The 14,990-nt window shown below is 39.1% G+C and carries 15 protein-coding genes; 7 read left to right on the top strand and 8 right to left on the bottom strand.

The window, feature by feature from the left end; translation table 11 throughout:
* Positions 1 to 6 precede the first annotated feature (6 nt).
* Positions 7 to 315, bottom strand: a complete 309-nt coding sequence (locus QOX44_RS12285) for a LytTR family DNA-binding domain-containing protein (RefSeq protein ID WP_283683402.1) — start codon at positions 313 to 315, stop codon at positions 7 to 9.
* 655 nt (positions 316 to 970) lie between these two features.
* Between QOX44_RS12285 and QOX44_RS12280 the strand changes: the two genes are divergently transcribed.
* From QOX44_RS12280 to QOX44_RS12260, 5 genes are all read left to right on the top strand, one after another.
* Positions 971 to 1,705: a helix-turn-helix domain-containing protein gene (locus tag QOX44_RS12280; RefSeq protein WP_283683401.1), complete on the top strand. Its 735-nt coding sequence runs from the start codon at positions 971 to 973 to the stop codon at positions 1,703 to 1,705.
* Between the two features lie 151 nt (positions 1,706 to 1,856).
* A complete protein-coding gene (gene thrS / locus QOX44_RS12275; RefSeq protein WP_283683400.1) occupies positions 1,857 to 3,611 on the top strand; it encodes a threonine--tRNA ligase in 1,755 nt (584 codons plus the stop codon).
* A 147-nt stretch (positions 3,612 to 3,758) separates the two neighbouring features.
* A complete protein-coding gene (locus tag QOX44_RS12270; RefSeq protein WP_283683399.1) occupies positions 3,759 to 4,379 on the top strand; it encodes a TetR/AcrR family transcriptional regulator in 621 nt (206 codons plus the stop codon).
* Between the two features lie 25 nt (positions 4,380 to 4,404).
* On the top strand, positions 4,405 to 5,466 hold the full coding sequence (rsgA, locus tag QOX44_RS12265; RefSeq protein ID WP_283683398.1) for a ribosome small subunit-dependent GTPase A: 1,062 nt from the start codon (positions 4,405 to 4,407) through the stop codon (positions 5,464 to 5,466).
* Positions 5,467 to 5,483: 17 nt separating this feature from the next.
* Entirely contained in the window at positions 5,484 to 6,131 is a 648-nt protein-coding gene (locus QOX44_RS12260; RefSeq protein WP_283683396.1) for a GNAT family N-acetyltransferase, read from the top strand.
* Positions 6,132 to 6,142: 11 nt separating this feature from the next.
* Here the strand turns inward: QOX44_RS12260 and QOX44_RS12255 are convergent, their stop codons facing one another.
* Positions 6,143 to 6,937 carry a GNAT family N-acetyltransferase gene (locus QOX44_RS12255; protein ID WP_283683395.1) on the bottom strand — a complete coding sequence of 265 codons (795 nt, stop codon included), beginning with the start codon at positions 6,935 to 6,937 and terminating at the stop codon, positions 6,143 to 6,145.
* A 30-nt stretch (positions 6,938 to 6,967) separates the two neighbouring features.
* A complete protein-coding gene (locus QOX44_RS12250) occupies positions 6,968 to 8,353 on the bottom strand; it encodes a sensor histidine kinase (RefSeq protein WP_283683394.1) in 1,386 nt (461 codons plus the stop codon).
* 66 nt (positions 8,354 to 8,419) lie between these two features.
* Here QOX44_RS12250 and QOX44_RS12245 point away from each other — a divergent pair, with 66 nt between their 5' ends.
* Complete coding sequence (locus tag QOX44_RS12245) at positions 8,420 to 8,704, top strand: transposase (RefSeq protein ID WP_009261811.1); 285 nt, start codon at positions 8,420 to 8,422, stop codon at positions 8,702 to 8,704.
* Positions 8,701 to 9,615, top strand: a complete 915-nt coding sequence (locus tag QOX44_RS12240) for an IS3 family transposase (RefSeq protein ID WP_283682379.1) — start codon at positions 8,701 to 8,703, stop codon at positions 9,613 to 9,615. The genes QOX44_RS12245 and QOX44_RS12240 overlap by 4 nt, the downstream gene beginning before the upstream one ends.
* A gap of 28 nt (positions 9,616 to 9,643) precedes the next feature.
* Here QOX44_RS12240 and QOX44_RS12235 read toward each other — a convergent pair whose 3' ends face one another.
* From QOX44_RS12235 to QOX44_RS12215, 5 genes are all read right to left on the bottom strand, one after another.
* Positions 9,644 to 10,015, bottom strand: a complete 372-nt coding sequence (locus tag QOX44_RS12235) for a hypothetical protein (protein ID WP_283683393.1) — start codon at positions 10,013 to 10,015, stop codon at positions 9,644 to 9,646.
* A gap of 3 nt (positions 10,016 to 10,018) precedes the next feature.
* On the bottom strand, positions 10,019 to 11,578 hold the full coding sequence (locus QOX44_RS12230) for a response regulator transcription factor (RefSeq protein ID WP_283683392.1): 1,560 nt from the start codon (positions 11,576 to 11,578) through the stop codon (positions 10,019 to 10,021).
* Between the two features lie 96 nt (positions 11,579 to 11,674).
* Positions 11,675 to 13,165, bottom strand: a complete 1,491-nt coding sequence (locus QOX44_RS12225; protein WP_283683391.1) for a rhamnulokinase — start codon at positions 13,163 to 13,165, stop codon at positions 11,675 to 11,677.
* A gap of 34 nt (positions 13,166 to 13,199) precedes the next feature.
* Positions 13,200 to 13,994, bottom strand: a complete 795-nt coding sequence (locus QOX44_RS12220) for a class II aldolase/adducin family protein (RefSeq protein ID WP_283683389.1) — start codon at positions 13,992 to 13,994, stop codon at positions 13,200 to 13,202.
* A 22-nt stretch (positions 13,995 to 14,016) separates the two neighbouring features.
* Positions 14,017 to 14,988: an ABC transporter permease gene (locus QOX44_RS12215; protein WP_283683388.1), complete on the bottom strand. Its 972-nt coding sequence runs from the start codon at positions 14,986 to 14,988 to the stop codon at positions 14,017 to 14,019.
* Positions 14,989 to 14,990: the final 2 nt, after the last annotated feature.

Here is a 14,990-nt window from a genome sequence, read left to right as displayed (position 1 = left end):
TGCACCTCACTCAAATTCTTTTCTCTGTGGAAGCTGCTGAAACACGTATTCATTGTAAGCCGAATGGATGGCGGCATTCTGCCGGACTGCGATAGGCAGCCGACTGCCATCCCGCAAAATACAGATACCGGTCCGCATCTGTGCAATATATTCCATGTTGACAACAATCCCACGATTGATCCGCAAAAAGCTTTTGTCCAGCTTTTGCTCAAGCTCATTTAAAGATGCGTAAATCCTCAGCCGCCGCCCGTCCGCCAAAGAGACATTTACGAAGTGATCATTGCTCTCAAGAAGGCAGACCTGATCCAGATACATCGTATATTTTGTCCCTCCCGCTGTGAACGTAATGCGCTCTCTGGGTTTGAAGCGGGCCTGCGTCAAACGCCGGAAGGCTTCTGTGATTCCCGCCGTCGTTACCGGCTTGACAAGATAGTGCAGCGAATGCAGAGAAAATGCATCAACCGCGTGTTCCGTGCTGGTTGTAACAAATACAATCCCTTTCCATAATCGCTTAACTTACAGTATACCATATTTCTTTAACACTAACACTGACGTTTACGAAGTAAAACATGACTTTTACGAATTTTCCTCTTTCTTTTTTCTTCTGATCCTCGTAGCTGATCTGTTATTTTGGCCTTTTATTTTTATTTCCAAATGGTATATTCTATGATAAAGTAAGCCCGAAAGAAGATTTTTATGAGACAATATACGTTACCGATCCGCATAATGATCGAACAAATTATGGATATTTTCTGTATCAAAAGAGGGGCACAATATGAACAGTCTGTTTCACGAATCTGCCGAGCAGCTATCTTATTTAAAAAAAGGTACCTTAAACCATTTTCCCATTTATCAGAGAGTCGAACTGTCTTTTACAGAATTCTCTTCTGAAGAAATTTCCTTTGAGCACAGCTCTGATGAACATATTTTGGAGGTCAATTATTGTCACAAAGGAATTATCGGCTGGGATATGAAAAATAATACTTCTGTGTATTTAAACCCGGGAGACCTGGAAATACATACGCTGGACTGTTGTGCTTCCTCTGTGATTCATCTTCCCTTATCCTGTTATGAGGGTATCACCATTTTGATCGATCCTTTTCATCTGGATCCTGTTCTGCAGAATATTTTTAAAGACTGGGGATACGATCCACATAATCTGATTGCAAAGCTCTGCCCTCTTGGAGAACCTCTTTCCCTGTCCTCAAGTATGCTGATCAGTTCTATTTTTGCAAACTTATATGATATGCCAGAACAATATCTTCTTCCCTATGCACGCTTAAAGGTGCAGGAATTGCTTTTTTTCCTGACTACGATTTACAGGCAGACAATTTCCAAGGTTCAGCCTTTTACCTTATCACAGGCAGAGCTCATACAGGAAATCCACGATTTTTTGATCCAGAATATCGAAAATCGCTTTACAATAGAGGAATTATCAAAAAAGTACTTACTGAATACTACTTCTCTCAAACACCTTTTTAAAGGAATTTACGGAAAACCGATCGCTACTTACTTAAAAGAATACCGTTTACAAATTGCGAAAAAAATGTTGTCCGAAACGACCAAACCGATTTCAGAAATTTCTTCCGAAATAGGTTATGAAAGTCCGGGAAAATTTACAGAGGCCTTTCGGAGTTATACAGGATTTCTTCCTACAAACTACAGGAAACAATATAAAACGATTACAAAGAAGGTGTTATCATAAAAAACCAGACGCGGAAAAATTCCGGAGAACGATGTAAAAAATTTTAAATGCCCAAATGGGATATTTTCTTTCCCATTTGGGTATTTTTTTCTGATGCTTTTGCAGATAAAATGAAAACGGTAATCATTATATAAGAAAGCGAGGCATATTTATGAAAATTATACTACCAAATGGAAATATACAAGATGCCGACTCCCCTCTGTCCATCATCCGTCACAGCACTTCTCATATTCTGGCCCAGGCAGTGAAGCGATTATACCCGGAAACACGATTAGCGATCGGACCGGCTGTTGACGATGGGTTCTATTATGATTTCGACCGGGAAACAGGTTTTTCTTCTGAAGATCTGGCAGCCCTGGAAAACGAGATGGCAAAAATTATAAAAGAAAACCTTCCAATAAAGCCCTTTATTCTTCCGAAAGATCAGGCGCTCAAGCTTATGGAAGAGCGAAATGAGCCTTATAAAATGGAACTCATTCAGGATCTGCCAGATGATGTGCCTATCAGTTTTTATCAACAGGGGGAATTCGTCGACTTATGTTCCGGCCCTCACATTCTTTATACAAAAGGTATCAAAGCCTTTAAGCTTACTAGCGTAGCAGGGGCTTACTGGCGCGGAAATGAGCATAACAAAATGCTCACCAGAATTTATGGCACGGCATTTGAGTCGAAAGCCGAATTAGCAGATCACCTTCATATGATCGAAGAAGCGAAGAAAAGAGATCACAGAAAATTAGGAAAAGAGCTTGGATTATTTCTGTTCACACCAGAAGGTCCGGGATTTCCTTTCTTTCTCCCAAAAGGTTTAACACTCAAAAATACACTGATTGATTTTTGGCGTGATATACACAAACGGGAAAATTATTCAGAAGTATCCACACCTGCTATTTTAAGCAGAAAGCTCTGGGAAACTTCCGGTCACTGGGAGCATTATAAAGAGAACATGTACACAACGATTATTGATGAGGAAGATTTTGCAGTCAAGCCTATGAACTGTCCCGGCGGTATGCTTGTCTATAAAAGTCAGATGCACTCTTACAGAGATCTGCCTTTGCGGATCGGAGAGCTTGGTGTTGTACATCGTCATGAAAAAAGCGGTCAGCTTCATGGATTAATGCGTGTGCGCTGCTTTACACAGGATGATGCGCACATTTTTATGCGGGAAGACCAGATTGAGGAAGAAATCGAAAACGTAACCAGACTCATTGATGAGGTGTACCGCCAGTTTGGCTTTGAATACTTTGTAGAATTATCTACCCGTCCTGATAATTCCATCGGAACTGATGAAGAATGGGATCTGGCTACCACCGGACTGCGCAATGCTTTAGAAAATATGAATATGGACTATACTGTAAATGAAGGCGACGGAGCCTTTTACGGTCCTAAAATTGATTTTCACCTCAGAGATTCCATAGGACGTACCTGGCAATGCGGTACCATACAGCTTGACTTCCAGTTGCCGCAGAGATTTGAGCTGGAATACACAGATGAGCACGGAAACAGTAAACGTCCGATCATGCTCCATCGAGTATGCTTTGGCTCTATCGAACGCTTTATTGGAATTTTAATCGAGCATTATGCAGGCCAATTTCCACTTTGGCTATCTCCTGTACAGGTAAAAGTCCTTCCTGTTTCTGAAAAATCTCTGGAATACTCAGTTCAGGTTTATGAAACTTTGAGAAAAGCCGGAATCCGCTGCGAGATTGATCGCAGAGACGAAAAAATCGGCTATAAAATCCGTCAGGCACAGTTAGAGAAAATTCCTTATATGCTTATTTTAGGAGAAAAGGAAGCCTCCAGCAGTACAATCACCGTTCGCAGCCATAAACAGGGGGATTTAGGCAGTGCACTGTTAGATGATTTCATAAATAAAATAACAACTGCTATTCACATGAAAAATGAATAGTGGATAGAAAATGGGGGAAACATCTTAAGCTAAATGTTTCCCTCATTTTTTATGTGTCCTCCCTAATCATTCCTTATTGCTTGACAAGTAAACGATTGTTTACTATACTGTATCAGTAAACATTCGTTTACTAATTGGAGGCTTAGGATGAGAAATACAAAGGAAAAAATATTAGTAGCTGCTTTGCGGCTATTTGCTGTCAATGGGTATGAGGCAGTATCTGTCAGCCAGATTGCCGGAGAACTGGGCATGACAAAGGGCGCGTTATACCGGCATTATAAAAACAAGAGAGATATTTTTAATTGCATATTTGAATATGTCTGCCAGCTGGATGTGGAACGTTCCAGAATGAATGGTGTTCCGGAAAAGGATTATTCGGATATGCCGGAAGCATTCTCTCACGTATCTCCAAAAAGCTTAGGCGATTATATGAAGGCGCAGTTCCGTTATTGGAGTGAGGATGAAATTGCCTGCAACTTCCGCAAAATGCTGACGCTGGAGCAATATAAATCTCCTGAAATGAATGCTTTATACCAGAAGGTTCTCGTCAGCGGACCTTTGGAGTATATCGAGAATCTACTTTGTGAAATGTCAAATGAACAAAAAGAGCCGCTGCCCTCCCCTCATGCGCTGGCGATCGAGTTTTATTCCCCCTTTTATCTTCTGCTCAACATGTCAGATGGCGCAGATGCAAAAGAAACAAAAGAAGAAATCGCTCAAAGCTATATGCGCTATATCGATGATTTCTTCCAAAAATATTTTTCGTAAAAAAACAAGAAGAAAGGAAATTACAGTGGACCATTCAATAAACATAAAAAAATACGGCTTCTCAGAAATATTTTCCAGTAAGCTCTCACAAGACAGCCCTTTAGAACCAGCTCGTGTTCTTTCCCAGGAGAAAGGGTTCTATCGAATCATAACGGACAAGGGAGAAAAACTGGCAGAGGTGTCAGGAAAGTTCCGCTTCCAGGCTACGGCTTCTTCTGAATACCCGGCTGTTGGCGACTTTGTACTGGTAAATTGGAATGCATCCGGAAACAGTGCCATCATTGAATCGCTGTTGCCCCGAAAAAGTGCTTTTATCCGAAAAGCAGCCGGTGAACCACAGCAGGAGCAGATTGTTGCTGCAAACATTGATATCGTATTTTTGTGCATGGCATTAAACAATGATTTTAACCTGAGACGCCTGGAACGATATATTGCGATTGCATGGGACAGTGGCGCTACGCCGGTTGTGGTGCTGACAAAATCAGATTTGTGTGATGATCTGGAGAATAAGCTTACAGAAGTATCTTCCGTTGCTTTCGGGGTGGATATTCTGGTTACAACTTCAACTGAGGAAAATGGATATAAGGAACTTCTGCCATTTATTTCGGACGGCAAAACGATTGCATTTATCGGTTCCTCCGGTGTGGGAAAATCCACCCTTATCAATCGCCTGTTGGGTAAAGAACAGCTAAAAACGAACGGACTTCGCAATGACGATAAAGGCAGACACACCACTACCCACAGAGAGTTATTCCTGCTCCCTTCGGGCGGTATGGTAATCGATACTCCGGGTATGCGTGAATTTGGAATGTGGGATAACGATACAGGAATTGAAAAAACCTTTGCAGACATAGAAACCCTTGCCTCTTTATGCAAATTCCGCAACTGCACGCACACAGGTGAACCCGGGTGCGCCATTCAGAAAGCACTGGAAACGGGAGAATTAGAGGCAGACCGATGGCAAGCCTATCAGAAGCTAAAAGCTGAAAATGATTATATAGAAGATAAAGAAAGCTACATGGCTGCAAAGGGGAAACAGGAAAAGGAAATTTCAAAACTGATCAAGAAAATGCCAATCAGGGTATAAAAAGGAGAACTTACTTTATGGAAGAAAAAATTATTATCAGAAATGAAAAAAAAGAAGACCGGGAAATTGTAGAGAAGATCACAAGACAGGCCTTCTATAATCTTTATGTGCCAGGCTGTGTGGAGCACTATTTAGTCCATATCATGAGAGAACATGAGGACTTTATTCCGGAACTGGATTTTGTTCTCGAACGGAACGGTGATGTGATTGGCAATATCATGTACACAAAAGCAACATTAACGGACGAAAACGGGAATGAAAAAGATATATTAACCTTCGGTCCGGTTAGTATCCTTCCGGCTTATCAGAGAATGGGGTATGGAAAAATGCTTATAGAGCATTCATTCCAGGCAGCCATGCAGTCAGGCTATGATACGATTGTCATCTTCGGAAGCCCTGCCAACTATGTCAGCCGCGGATTCAAAAGCTGCAAAAAATACAATGTCTGTATCGAAAATGGGAAATACCCTGCGGCAATGATGGTCAAAGAGCTTGTCCCTCATGTGCTGGACGGTCATAAATGGATTTATCAGGACAGCCCTGTTATGGCGATCAGCGAAGAAGAAGCAAAACGCTATGACGACACATTGGAGCCAATGGAAAAGAAGTATCTTCCAGGTCAAGAAGAGTTTTATATTCTGAGTCAGGCTTTCGTGGAGGAATAAAAAAGATACAACTAAAACAGCCAGTAAACCTTTTCCTCCGAAATCTGCATTCCCAGCTTTTTCTGCAGGTTCAGGGACTTTTCGTTCCATGTTTCTATCTGTGCAAATGCAAAAAGCCCCTGCCTGTGCATATGAGCGATCATAAACTGTTCCAGTTCCACAGCATATCCCCGCCTGCGATACGCAGGGAGGACCTCAAGCAATCCCATACTGCCCTCCAGATGGCTTCCGATAAAGCCGACACACACACCGTCCAGATATCCGGCATAGAGATTGTGGAGTCTGCGGATCTGCCACAGCTCCTCCTCCGAGATCTTGTCATAGTGGTGCTGTATCAACTCCATTGTCGCATCATCCGGCTCACAGATTACAAGCTTTCCGGGATTTTCCGGATTGCTTATCCCTGACCCGTCTTTCCCATCCTCTTTTTCTTTTACCCCCGCTGTCTCTTTGCCTTCTGCTGTCAAATCGGAAATCTGCGACGCGCCCTGCCCTTCATAAATTGCCTGCACGCAGATAAGCTCCGTCTCAAATCCGTACTTTCGTTTTGCATGCTCCACTGCCTCTTTATTACATATCTGCATCAGCGAATAGGAACGACTTTCAAACGCAGCCATCCACTCTATACCCGCCGCCGCATCATCTGTCGACAGCATATATGCATCACTCACCGTATCGCGCAGATATACGCCATTTTCATATGCACACAGGATTTCTGCCGTTCCCCTTCGCAGTACCTGAAGCATACCGATATTCAATATTCTGTTTCTGTTTAAATAGGCAAGTGCAATGTCCTTATCTTTCATCCTCTGTCTCCTCTATTTTTTTTTACTTTTTTACTTTTTCAAAATATACGGGAGAACTATTCTGGCTATTGTTTCTTCGCCTTTCTGACTTTCAAAAGTTAATCCGTATTCCACTCCAAATACATTTTTAATTCTTGCATTAATATTAAAAATTCCATATCCTGTCTGATTGACCGCCCGTTTAGAAAAATCTGTTTTTTCTAATTCTCTATTTAAATTAGTCAAGTATTCCTTTTCCATACCCGTGCCATTATCCTTCACTTCAAATATTATTTTCTCTTGCCCGCAATCCACTGTGATCAAAATCATTCCCCCTTCCTGTATTTCTTCAAATCCATGATAAATTGCATTTTCAGCCAACGGCTGAAGAATCAGTTTTGGTACATAGTACCGCATCATATCTTCCAATCCTATATAGGAATCTACCGAATAATCAAACCGCTTCCCATATCGCTTTTTCTGAAGTTTTAAATAAAGTTTTACATGCTCCATCTCATTTCTGACAGATACCATATCTGCACCTCTACTCAGAGATAAGCGAAAAAATCTGCTCAGGCTTACCACTTCTTCAATTGCATCCTGTTGGTTCCCTGTACGTATTTTCCAAGTAATATTATCTAACGTATTATAAAGAAAATGCGGATTAATCTGTGCCTGCAATGCTACATACTCTGATTTTCTCAACGCTTTTTGTTTTTCTTCTAACTCGCAAAATAATATTCTAAGGCGTTGTATCATTTGTTCATATTTTTGAAACAAACTCTTGACTTCACAAATGTCCGTACTAATCTTTACCTGTTCGTGATACTGCAATAACTCCTCATTCTTCATAATTTCAAGAAGCTGATGAATCGGTTCCGATATAGACGCGACAATTTTTCTGCTGAGAAAAAGAGAAATGCAAATCATTATTACTGACAAAACACCACCCAGTAGTAACGCCATTCCTACTGTTTGTCCAACCATACTCCACAAATCACAGCTAAAGCACAAACACCAGCCATTGCTCATATCTATCTTGCTCTCTATCCGCACGCTTTCCCTATCTAACTGCTTAATAATTCCGAAAAGCAACTCAGCATTACTGTCATAAATCTGCACATTTATATCTTCTAAGTAACCCGCTGCTACAAGGCTTTCTTCTATCGTCTGTATAAGAATCTCTTCTAATACTATGCCTTCACTTTTCCCAGTTCTTATATTATAAAGAGGATAACAGACTGACACATATCCACTTTTATAATTATTTGCCACTAGTGATTTTTCATATGCGGACATCCAAGTCATTTCTTTATACTGCCGAAGCTTTTCATAAGATGGCACTTCTTGCGCGCTACTATAAAAAAGAGGAAAATTTGTTGATTTAAACTGCCGTCCATCATCCAATGGTGCTAGAATATAAATAGTACAAGTCAAAATGAGAATTCCTTATAAGAAAAATCATGGTACAATGTAGGTACCGCACTGAAGGAGGAACTCATTATGGCAAAGCACTATGACAAACAATTTAAGCTGGATGCAGTCCAGTATTATCATGATCACAAGAACTTAGGACTGCAAGGCTGTGCTACAAACTTAGGAATCAGTCAGCAGACATTATCACGCTGGCAGAAAGAACTGCGTGAAACAGGTGATATTGAAAGCCGTGGTTCCGGTAACTATGCTTCTGATGAAGCAAAAGAAATCGCACGATTAAAACGAGAATTACGAGATGCACAGGATGCCCTTGAAGTATTAAAAAAAGCAATCAACATTCTGGGAAAATGACGGAAGCCATTTATCTCGAAGTTAAGGAGATGGCAGAAACTGCCCATAAGGCAAAACGCCGGGTTTCTGTCTCCGGAATGTTGAAACATCTTGGCGTTTCTCGTTCTGGTTATCATGCATGGCTAAAACGTGTTCCTTCTAATACAGAAAAAAGACGTGAAGCCGTAAAAGCTAAAATCAAAGATATTTATGATGAATCTAAACAGAATTATGGTGCCCCTAAAATTACCAGGGAATTGCGTAAATCAGGAGAAATCATCTCCGAGCGTACCGTTGGTAAGTATATGAAACAAATGGGCATCAAAGCTCAATGGAGCAAGCCATGGACCATCACGACCAAAGATTCTGACTTCAGCAGCGAATTAAAAAATATCCTTGATGAACAGTTTCATCCAGAACGACCAAATGCTGTTTGGTGTTCTGACATCACATATATCTGGACGATAGACGGATTTGTTTATCTGACCAGTATTATGGACTTATATTCCAGAAAAATCATTGCCTGGACACTTTCCAAAACATTGGAAGTATCCTGCGTGATTGAAACAATAAAGAAAGCCAAAGCAAGACGCAATATCGATAAACCTTTAATTTTGCATTCAGACCGCGGAAGCCAGTATGTATCAAAAGAATACAAACGTGTAACCGCAACCATGCAGTGTAGTTATTCTAAAAAGGCATATCCATGGGATAATGCATGTATTGAGTCGTTCCACTCCCTGATTAAGAGAGAATGGCTGAATCGGTTTAAGATTCGAGATTATGATCATGCATATCGTTTGATTTTCGAATATTTAGAAGCATTCTACAATACGAAACGAATTCATAGTCACTGTGATTATATGTCACCAAATGATTATGAAGAGCTGTATCGTAGGCTTCAGCAGGGCGAATTGCAGATGGCAGGTTAAGATGAGGAAAACCTCATTTTAACTTGTACTAAATCTTGACATAGGACCACAATAATACATAAAACGAATCTATATACGAAGTATTGTTTTCCTGTAAAGTGTAAAAATATCCATTAATTTGCAATTTTTGAGAATATGTACCGTTCTTACTCTTAGGCACATTACGCAACGCTTCTTGTACACCAGAATCATTTTGAATCAACGTATTAATCAACGCAGTTTCCTCGATAAGTTTTTCCAAAACATTACTGCTATAGTAAGCGGACGAGTCTAGAGAAATCTGCGCATTTTTTATAGAAACTGCAATAAAATAAACCAGAAAGAAACCATCTGTCAATAGTACTGTCATAATAACCACTGAAGCAAATCTTTTAAAAATCTTTTCATATAATTTTTTCATACCCTACCCATTCCATTGTTCACGATAATCTCTCGGAGAGCAGCCTTTCAGCTTTTTAAATACTTTATTGAAATACGTAGTATTCGAATATCCAACTTGGTCTGATATGCTGGAAACTTTAAAGTATTCGTCACGAAGCATTCTACAAGCAGCTTCCACTCTTACAGTATTTATATAATCTGTTATAGTTTGTCTGCAATTATTCTTAAATAGTGTAGAAATATATGCCGGGCTAAAACTAAATGCCTCCGCAATCCTAGATAAAGAAAGATCTGTCTGTGCGTAATGTTCTTTAATATATTGCTCAATACACACCACTGTCTGATTAGGCTTCTTTATTTTCACCTTATTTAACTGTCTCCCTATGGTGTGTAAAAATGATTTTAATTTTTCCCACATTTTTTCTTTGTCATCACAACTGCAAAAATCCATTATTACTGCTCCCGTATTTGAATATAAGGAAGCAATATCTATGTTAACCAATGCCTCATGACGAATAATTCCCACTAAAATAAGATACGTTGCCTGCCTCATATAATCACAATCAATTTTTCTTTTTTGAGCCTCTTCATAGAACTGTTCTAACAGATAGTCTATACTCTGTTCATTATAATAAACTGTATATTCAATAATTTTCTGAATCATTTTATTTAAAGCTAAACTCTCTGGTTCTGCATATGAAAAATCTGAATTTGTATAATACACCCTTCCACTACCATATATAAATTTCATATTCAATGCTCTGCTTGCCTCTAAAAAAGACTTTCCTGATTCTTCAACTGTATAATTTGTCGCACTTACTCCAACTGTATAATTACTATAATTTGCTCTCAGCAATGTATTCTGCACTATTTCTATCAATTCATCCGTCAATTTTCCTATATCTTCCTTTTCTTCCGCCAAAAAATAAATCATAATATTCTGTGGGCATTTTTCTAGAAGATAGCTTTCTGTATGTAAACTACAGTATTCTTTTATTTTCTGAAGTAAATTTTTATATATGCTTGATGCTCCGATATATAAAGCTTCACTAATATCTTCCATTTGTAACAATAGCACAGCCTGCCAGTTGTTCCATACCTTCTTAACCCTTTCATAAATTTTATCCAGTTGTTCTGGAGTATACTCCATATAAATAAGATTACGAATTACATTCTCAAAACCATTTACATTTTCTAGGCTTTCTCTTTTTTGTATCCTTTTCTCTTGGAGCATAATTATAATATTCAATAATTCGGATAAATCGACTGGTTTAAGCAGATAATTCTTAGCTCCTAAGTTTAATGCCTTCTGTGCAAACTCAAACTCATCAAATCCGCTCAATATCACTGTATCGATATCTAATCTGGCATTTTCAATTTTCTCAAGTAATTCTAAGCCATTTAATCTTGGCATTTTAATATCAACTATCACAAAATCTGGATTTAGAACACAAATCTTTTCCCAGGCGTCAATGCCATCAATAGCAGTACCAACTACTTCTATATCATAAGAATTCCAATCCATCTGTTCCGACACACACTTTCTGGTAAAATCCTCATCATCCACAACTAATAATTTCATTTTTCCCCCTCAGTTTTATACAGTCCCTACATTTCATAAAATCAGTGTATTATGCTACAAAAGTATCCCGCTGATCAGCAATTCAGCGGGATACTTCTACCATTGGGCATTGTGTGAAATATGATGTACAAAAATATTGTATTTTTCTTCCCATACTTCTGTATTTTTAGGGTAATACATTTTTGTACTATATGTATTGCACACTACCTGCCGCATTTCTTTTTTATCTTTTATTTCATTCGATCCATAGGCCTGCAGCAAAATATTTGCAATACTACTTCCTTCTGTTACTCCAGTATATACTGGATACCCCGTTGCGTTTGCCGTCAACTGATTTAGAAGACCATTCTTACTTCCTCCACCTAAAATATAAATTTTGGAAATTGTTTTATCTGCTACTTCTAAAATCTTATCACAATAATAACGATATTTCAATGCAAGGCTCTCATAGCAAATTCTGGAAATTTTTCCATAATCTTCCCAATCCACATCTACTCCAAAATCTCTTTTTACTGCTGTTGCTACTGCTTTGGCCATATTTTCCGGGGAATAAAACTCCTCCATGTCTACATCAATATATACCTGATTTTCTGAAACAGAACATGCCAATTCTACTAATTCACTATAAGAATAATCGTTATTCCACGCGCGCAGACACTGTTGAATAACCCACATTCCCTGTATATTTTTCTTCAACATATTAGTGCCAAGCGGCATAGAAGAATTAGACAAATTATAACGATATGACAATTCATTAATAATCGGAGCTTTCGTCTCTGTCCCCATCAGTGACCATGTACCACTACTAATAAACATCCAATCCTCTCCCAGATCCGGTACAGCTAACGCTGCACATGCTGTATCATGTGTACATGGTGTAATAATTTTAACCTCGTTATGAATTCCTGCTTCTTTTAAAATTTCTGAATCTACGTGGCCTATTACATCTCCCGCCCGAACAACTGGAAGCATGACTGAATCCGGAATATGAAATGCTCTCATAATTGTTTGATCCCATGCATCAGTATGATTATTATAAAATCTACAATAACTAGCTAAAGAATGTTCACAGCAAGGTTGTGCCCCCAGCATGTAATGATACACATCACCCATAAAAAGAATCCCCTGCGGATTATCCATAGATGAGTCTCCCTCTCGTATCAGGCGGATAAGCTGACTCAATGTATCTGTCGGCATTGCCTGGTTTCCAGTTCTCATATAGATTTCTTGAACTCCTATATTCTGCTCCAGGATTCTCACTACATCCATTGTCTTAGAAGTGGTCCGATATGATGCAGGAAGCCTGCTTATATTCCCGCTCCGATCCAATAAGACAAAATCACTTCCCCAACTATCAACTCCTATGCTTTCCAATGTATCCCCATATTTCTGCGCGTATAACTGTAGCGCCTTAATAATTTCTTCATGATATCGGTATATATTACGTAAACTTTTTCTATGAACCTGCATGAATTGCGTCTTAAAACGATGAATTTCTTCTGTAACAATCCTGCCATTTTTCAGATGCCCTATGTAAACACGGCCGCTCTCTGACCCAATATCAACTGCCATATGTCTGTGCACCATATTTTTCCCTCCAGTACATAGCACATTCTTTCTATTATTTTAATTTAAGAATAATCTTCTCTGCCAATTTTTCAATTGAGGTATCTGAAAGTTCAAGTTTCAAACAAGAATAGGCAGCTAAAGATATTCCTTTCTCCTCATTTGTTGTTTTATCCGGCGCATTTACCATTCGCTTGGGATTAATTTCCAATCCATGCGTATCTGCCAAAAGCTGTATTTGCTTTTTTGTAATTGGCCGATACATCCCTGTTATAAATTTATGAATCAGTGCCATTTTTGCATACGCTTCTGCATCCTCCAGAGTATACCATGCCTCTTTGGGTGTTTTCCCCCAAGCTATAGGTCCATGATTGGCTAAGAGTACAGCATTAAAATCTTTCACATATGGTGCCACTGAATCCGCTAGCTCATTAGACCCTGGATTACGATACGGAGCTACTGGAATTCTTCCCGAAATTGCCGCTGTTGCCGGAGTAATAGGCAAATCCAATTCTAATCCCATATTAGCAAATATGCTTAAATAGCACGGATGGGCGTGTGCAGTTGACATCACCTCATCATTTTCCTGATAAATTCGTAAATGCATTGGCAATTCAGAAGTCACCTTCCAGGTTCCATCCAAAATATTTCCTTCAAAGTCTGTTTTAACCAACATATCCGGAGTTAAATCTCCTTTAGATACACCCGTAGGGGTTACTATAACCTCTCTCTCCCCTACTCGTATTGTAATATTTCCATCATTTGCAGATACAAACTGCTTCTGATACATCTTACGCCCAATAGTACAAACCAATTCTTTTGCTTCTGTTTCTGGAATAAATGTTCTCATCTTCTCCTCCTTTAAAAGCAACTTACTGCATTTCATATATTTTTCTGTTATGCTCTGCCCTTCTTGCCGATATCTGCTGTAGCAAAACAACAATTAACACAAGAGAACCAGTAATAACACTTTCCCAAAATGTACTCAATAGTGACTGCATATTAAAAATGTTGGTTAAAAGTCCAACAATAACAGATCCAATAAACGCACCACTTATTTTTCCTCTGCCGCCTGTCAGATAAATGCCACCCACAACACAGGCAGCTATCGCATACATTTCATTTCCGTCTCCCGCAAGAGGAGAAACTGAGCCTAACCGGGCAGCCAAAATAATACCAGATATAGCACACATCAAACCACTTAAAACAAATGCCATGTTAATCGCCCGGTTCACATTGATTCCCATCATTTTTGCAGCTTCCCGATTACCACCACACACATAAAAATCTCTTCCTATCCTCGTATATTTCATCATAAATACAAAGGCTGCCACAAGTATTATGGTAATAATCAACGGATAATTCAAATATGGACCGATACTTCCTCTTGCAACTGCTTCAAATGATATATTTGGAACTTTAGGTTTATATGTATTTTCTCCAGTCAACACCAGAACCATCCCCCGCAATCCTAACATCATAGATAATGTCGCAATCCACGGATGAATCCTCATTCTAGTTACCAATATTCCATTCACATATCCTACTAAAGCGCCAAATAACAATGTTCCCGCGATTGCCAGTACCGTGTTATATTGGCTTAAATAACTGCTTACAAAAGCAGATAAACAAAACAACGAGCCAACGCTTAAATCAATAGAACCGGATATAATTACAACCGCCATCCCGAGCGTTACAATCGTAATTGTGCTGTTCTGACGCAATATATTTGAAAGATTACCTAAGGTCAAAAAACTGGAATTAATCAGTGTTCCCAACAATAACATAAATAAAAGACCAATAATTGCAGCGTTATCACCCAGAAAATGTTTTATCTTTCTCATAT

The organism is Parablautia sp. Marseille-Q6255 (genome assembly GCF_951230155.1).
Classification (GTDB): Bacteria; Bacillota; Clostridia; order Lachnospirales; family Lachnospiraceae; genus Choladousia.
This window is presented reverse-complemented; position numbering and strand designations above follow the sequence as displayed.

Excerpts from the sequence above, each read along its gene's own strand:
- QOX44_RS12240 (WP_283682379.1), top strand. The coding sequence starts at position 8,701 with ATGACGGAAGCCATTTATCTCGAAGTTAAGGAGATGGCAGAAACTGCC.
- QOX44_RS12280 (WP_283683401.1), top strand. The coding sequence starts at position 971 with ATGAAAAATAATACTTCTGTGTATTTAAACCCGGGAGACCTGGAAATA.
- QOX44_RS12260 (WP_283683396.1), top strand. The coding sequence starts at position 5,484 with ATGGAAGAAAAAATTATTATCAGAAATGAAAAAAAAGAAGACCGGGAA.
- QOX44_RS12245 (WP_009261811.1), top strand. The coding sequence starts at position 8,420 with ATGGCAAAGCACTATGACAAACAATTTAAGCTGGATGCAGTCCAGTAT.
- thrS (WP_283683400.1), top strand. The coding sequence starts at position 1,857 with ATGAAAATTATACTACCAAATGGAAATATACAAGATGCCGACTCCCCT.
- QOX44_RS12230 (WP_283683392.1), bottom strand. The coding sequence starts at position 11,578 with ATGAAATTATTAGTTGTGGATGATGAGGATTTTACCAGAAAGTGTGTG.
- QOX44_RS12220 (WP_283683389.1), bottom strand. The coding sequence starts at position 13,994 with ATGAGAACATTTATTCCAGAAACAGAAGCAAAAGAATTGGTTTGTACT.
- QOX44_RS12225 (WP_283683391.1), bottom strand. The coding sequence starts at position 13,165 with ATGGTGCACAGACATATGGCAGTTGATATTGGGTCAGAGAGCGGCCGT.
- QOX44_RS12235 (WP_283683393.1), bottom strand. The coding sequence starts at position 10,015 with ATGAAAAAATTATATGAAAAGATTTTTAAAAGATTTGCTTCAGTGGTT.
- QOX44_RS12285 (WP_283683402.1), bottom strand. The coding sequence starts at position 315 with ATGTATCTGGATCAGGTCTGCCTTCTTGAGAGCAATGATCACTTCGTA.
- QOX44_RS12215 (WP_283683388.1), bottom strand. The coding sequence starts at position 14,988 with ATGAGAAAGATAAAACATTTTCTGGGTGATAACGCTGCAATTATTGGT.
- QOX44_RS12270 (WP_283683399.1), top strand. The coding sequence starts at position 3,759 with ATGAGAAATACAAAGGAAAAAATATTAGTAGCTGCTTTGCGGCTATTT.
- QOX44_RS12255 (WP_283683395.1), bottom strand. The coding sequence starts at position 6,937 with ATGAAAGATAAGGACATTGCACTTGCCTATTTAAACAGAAACAGAATA.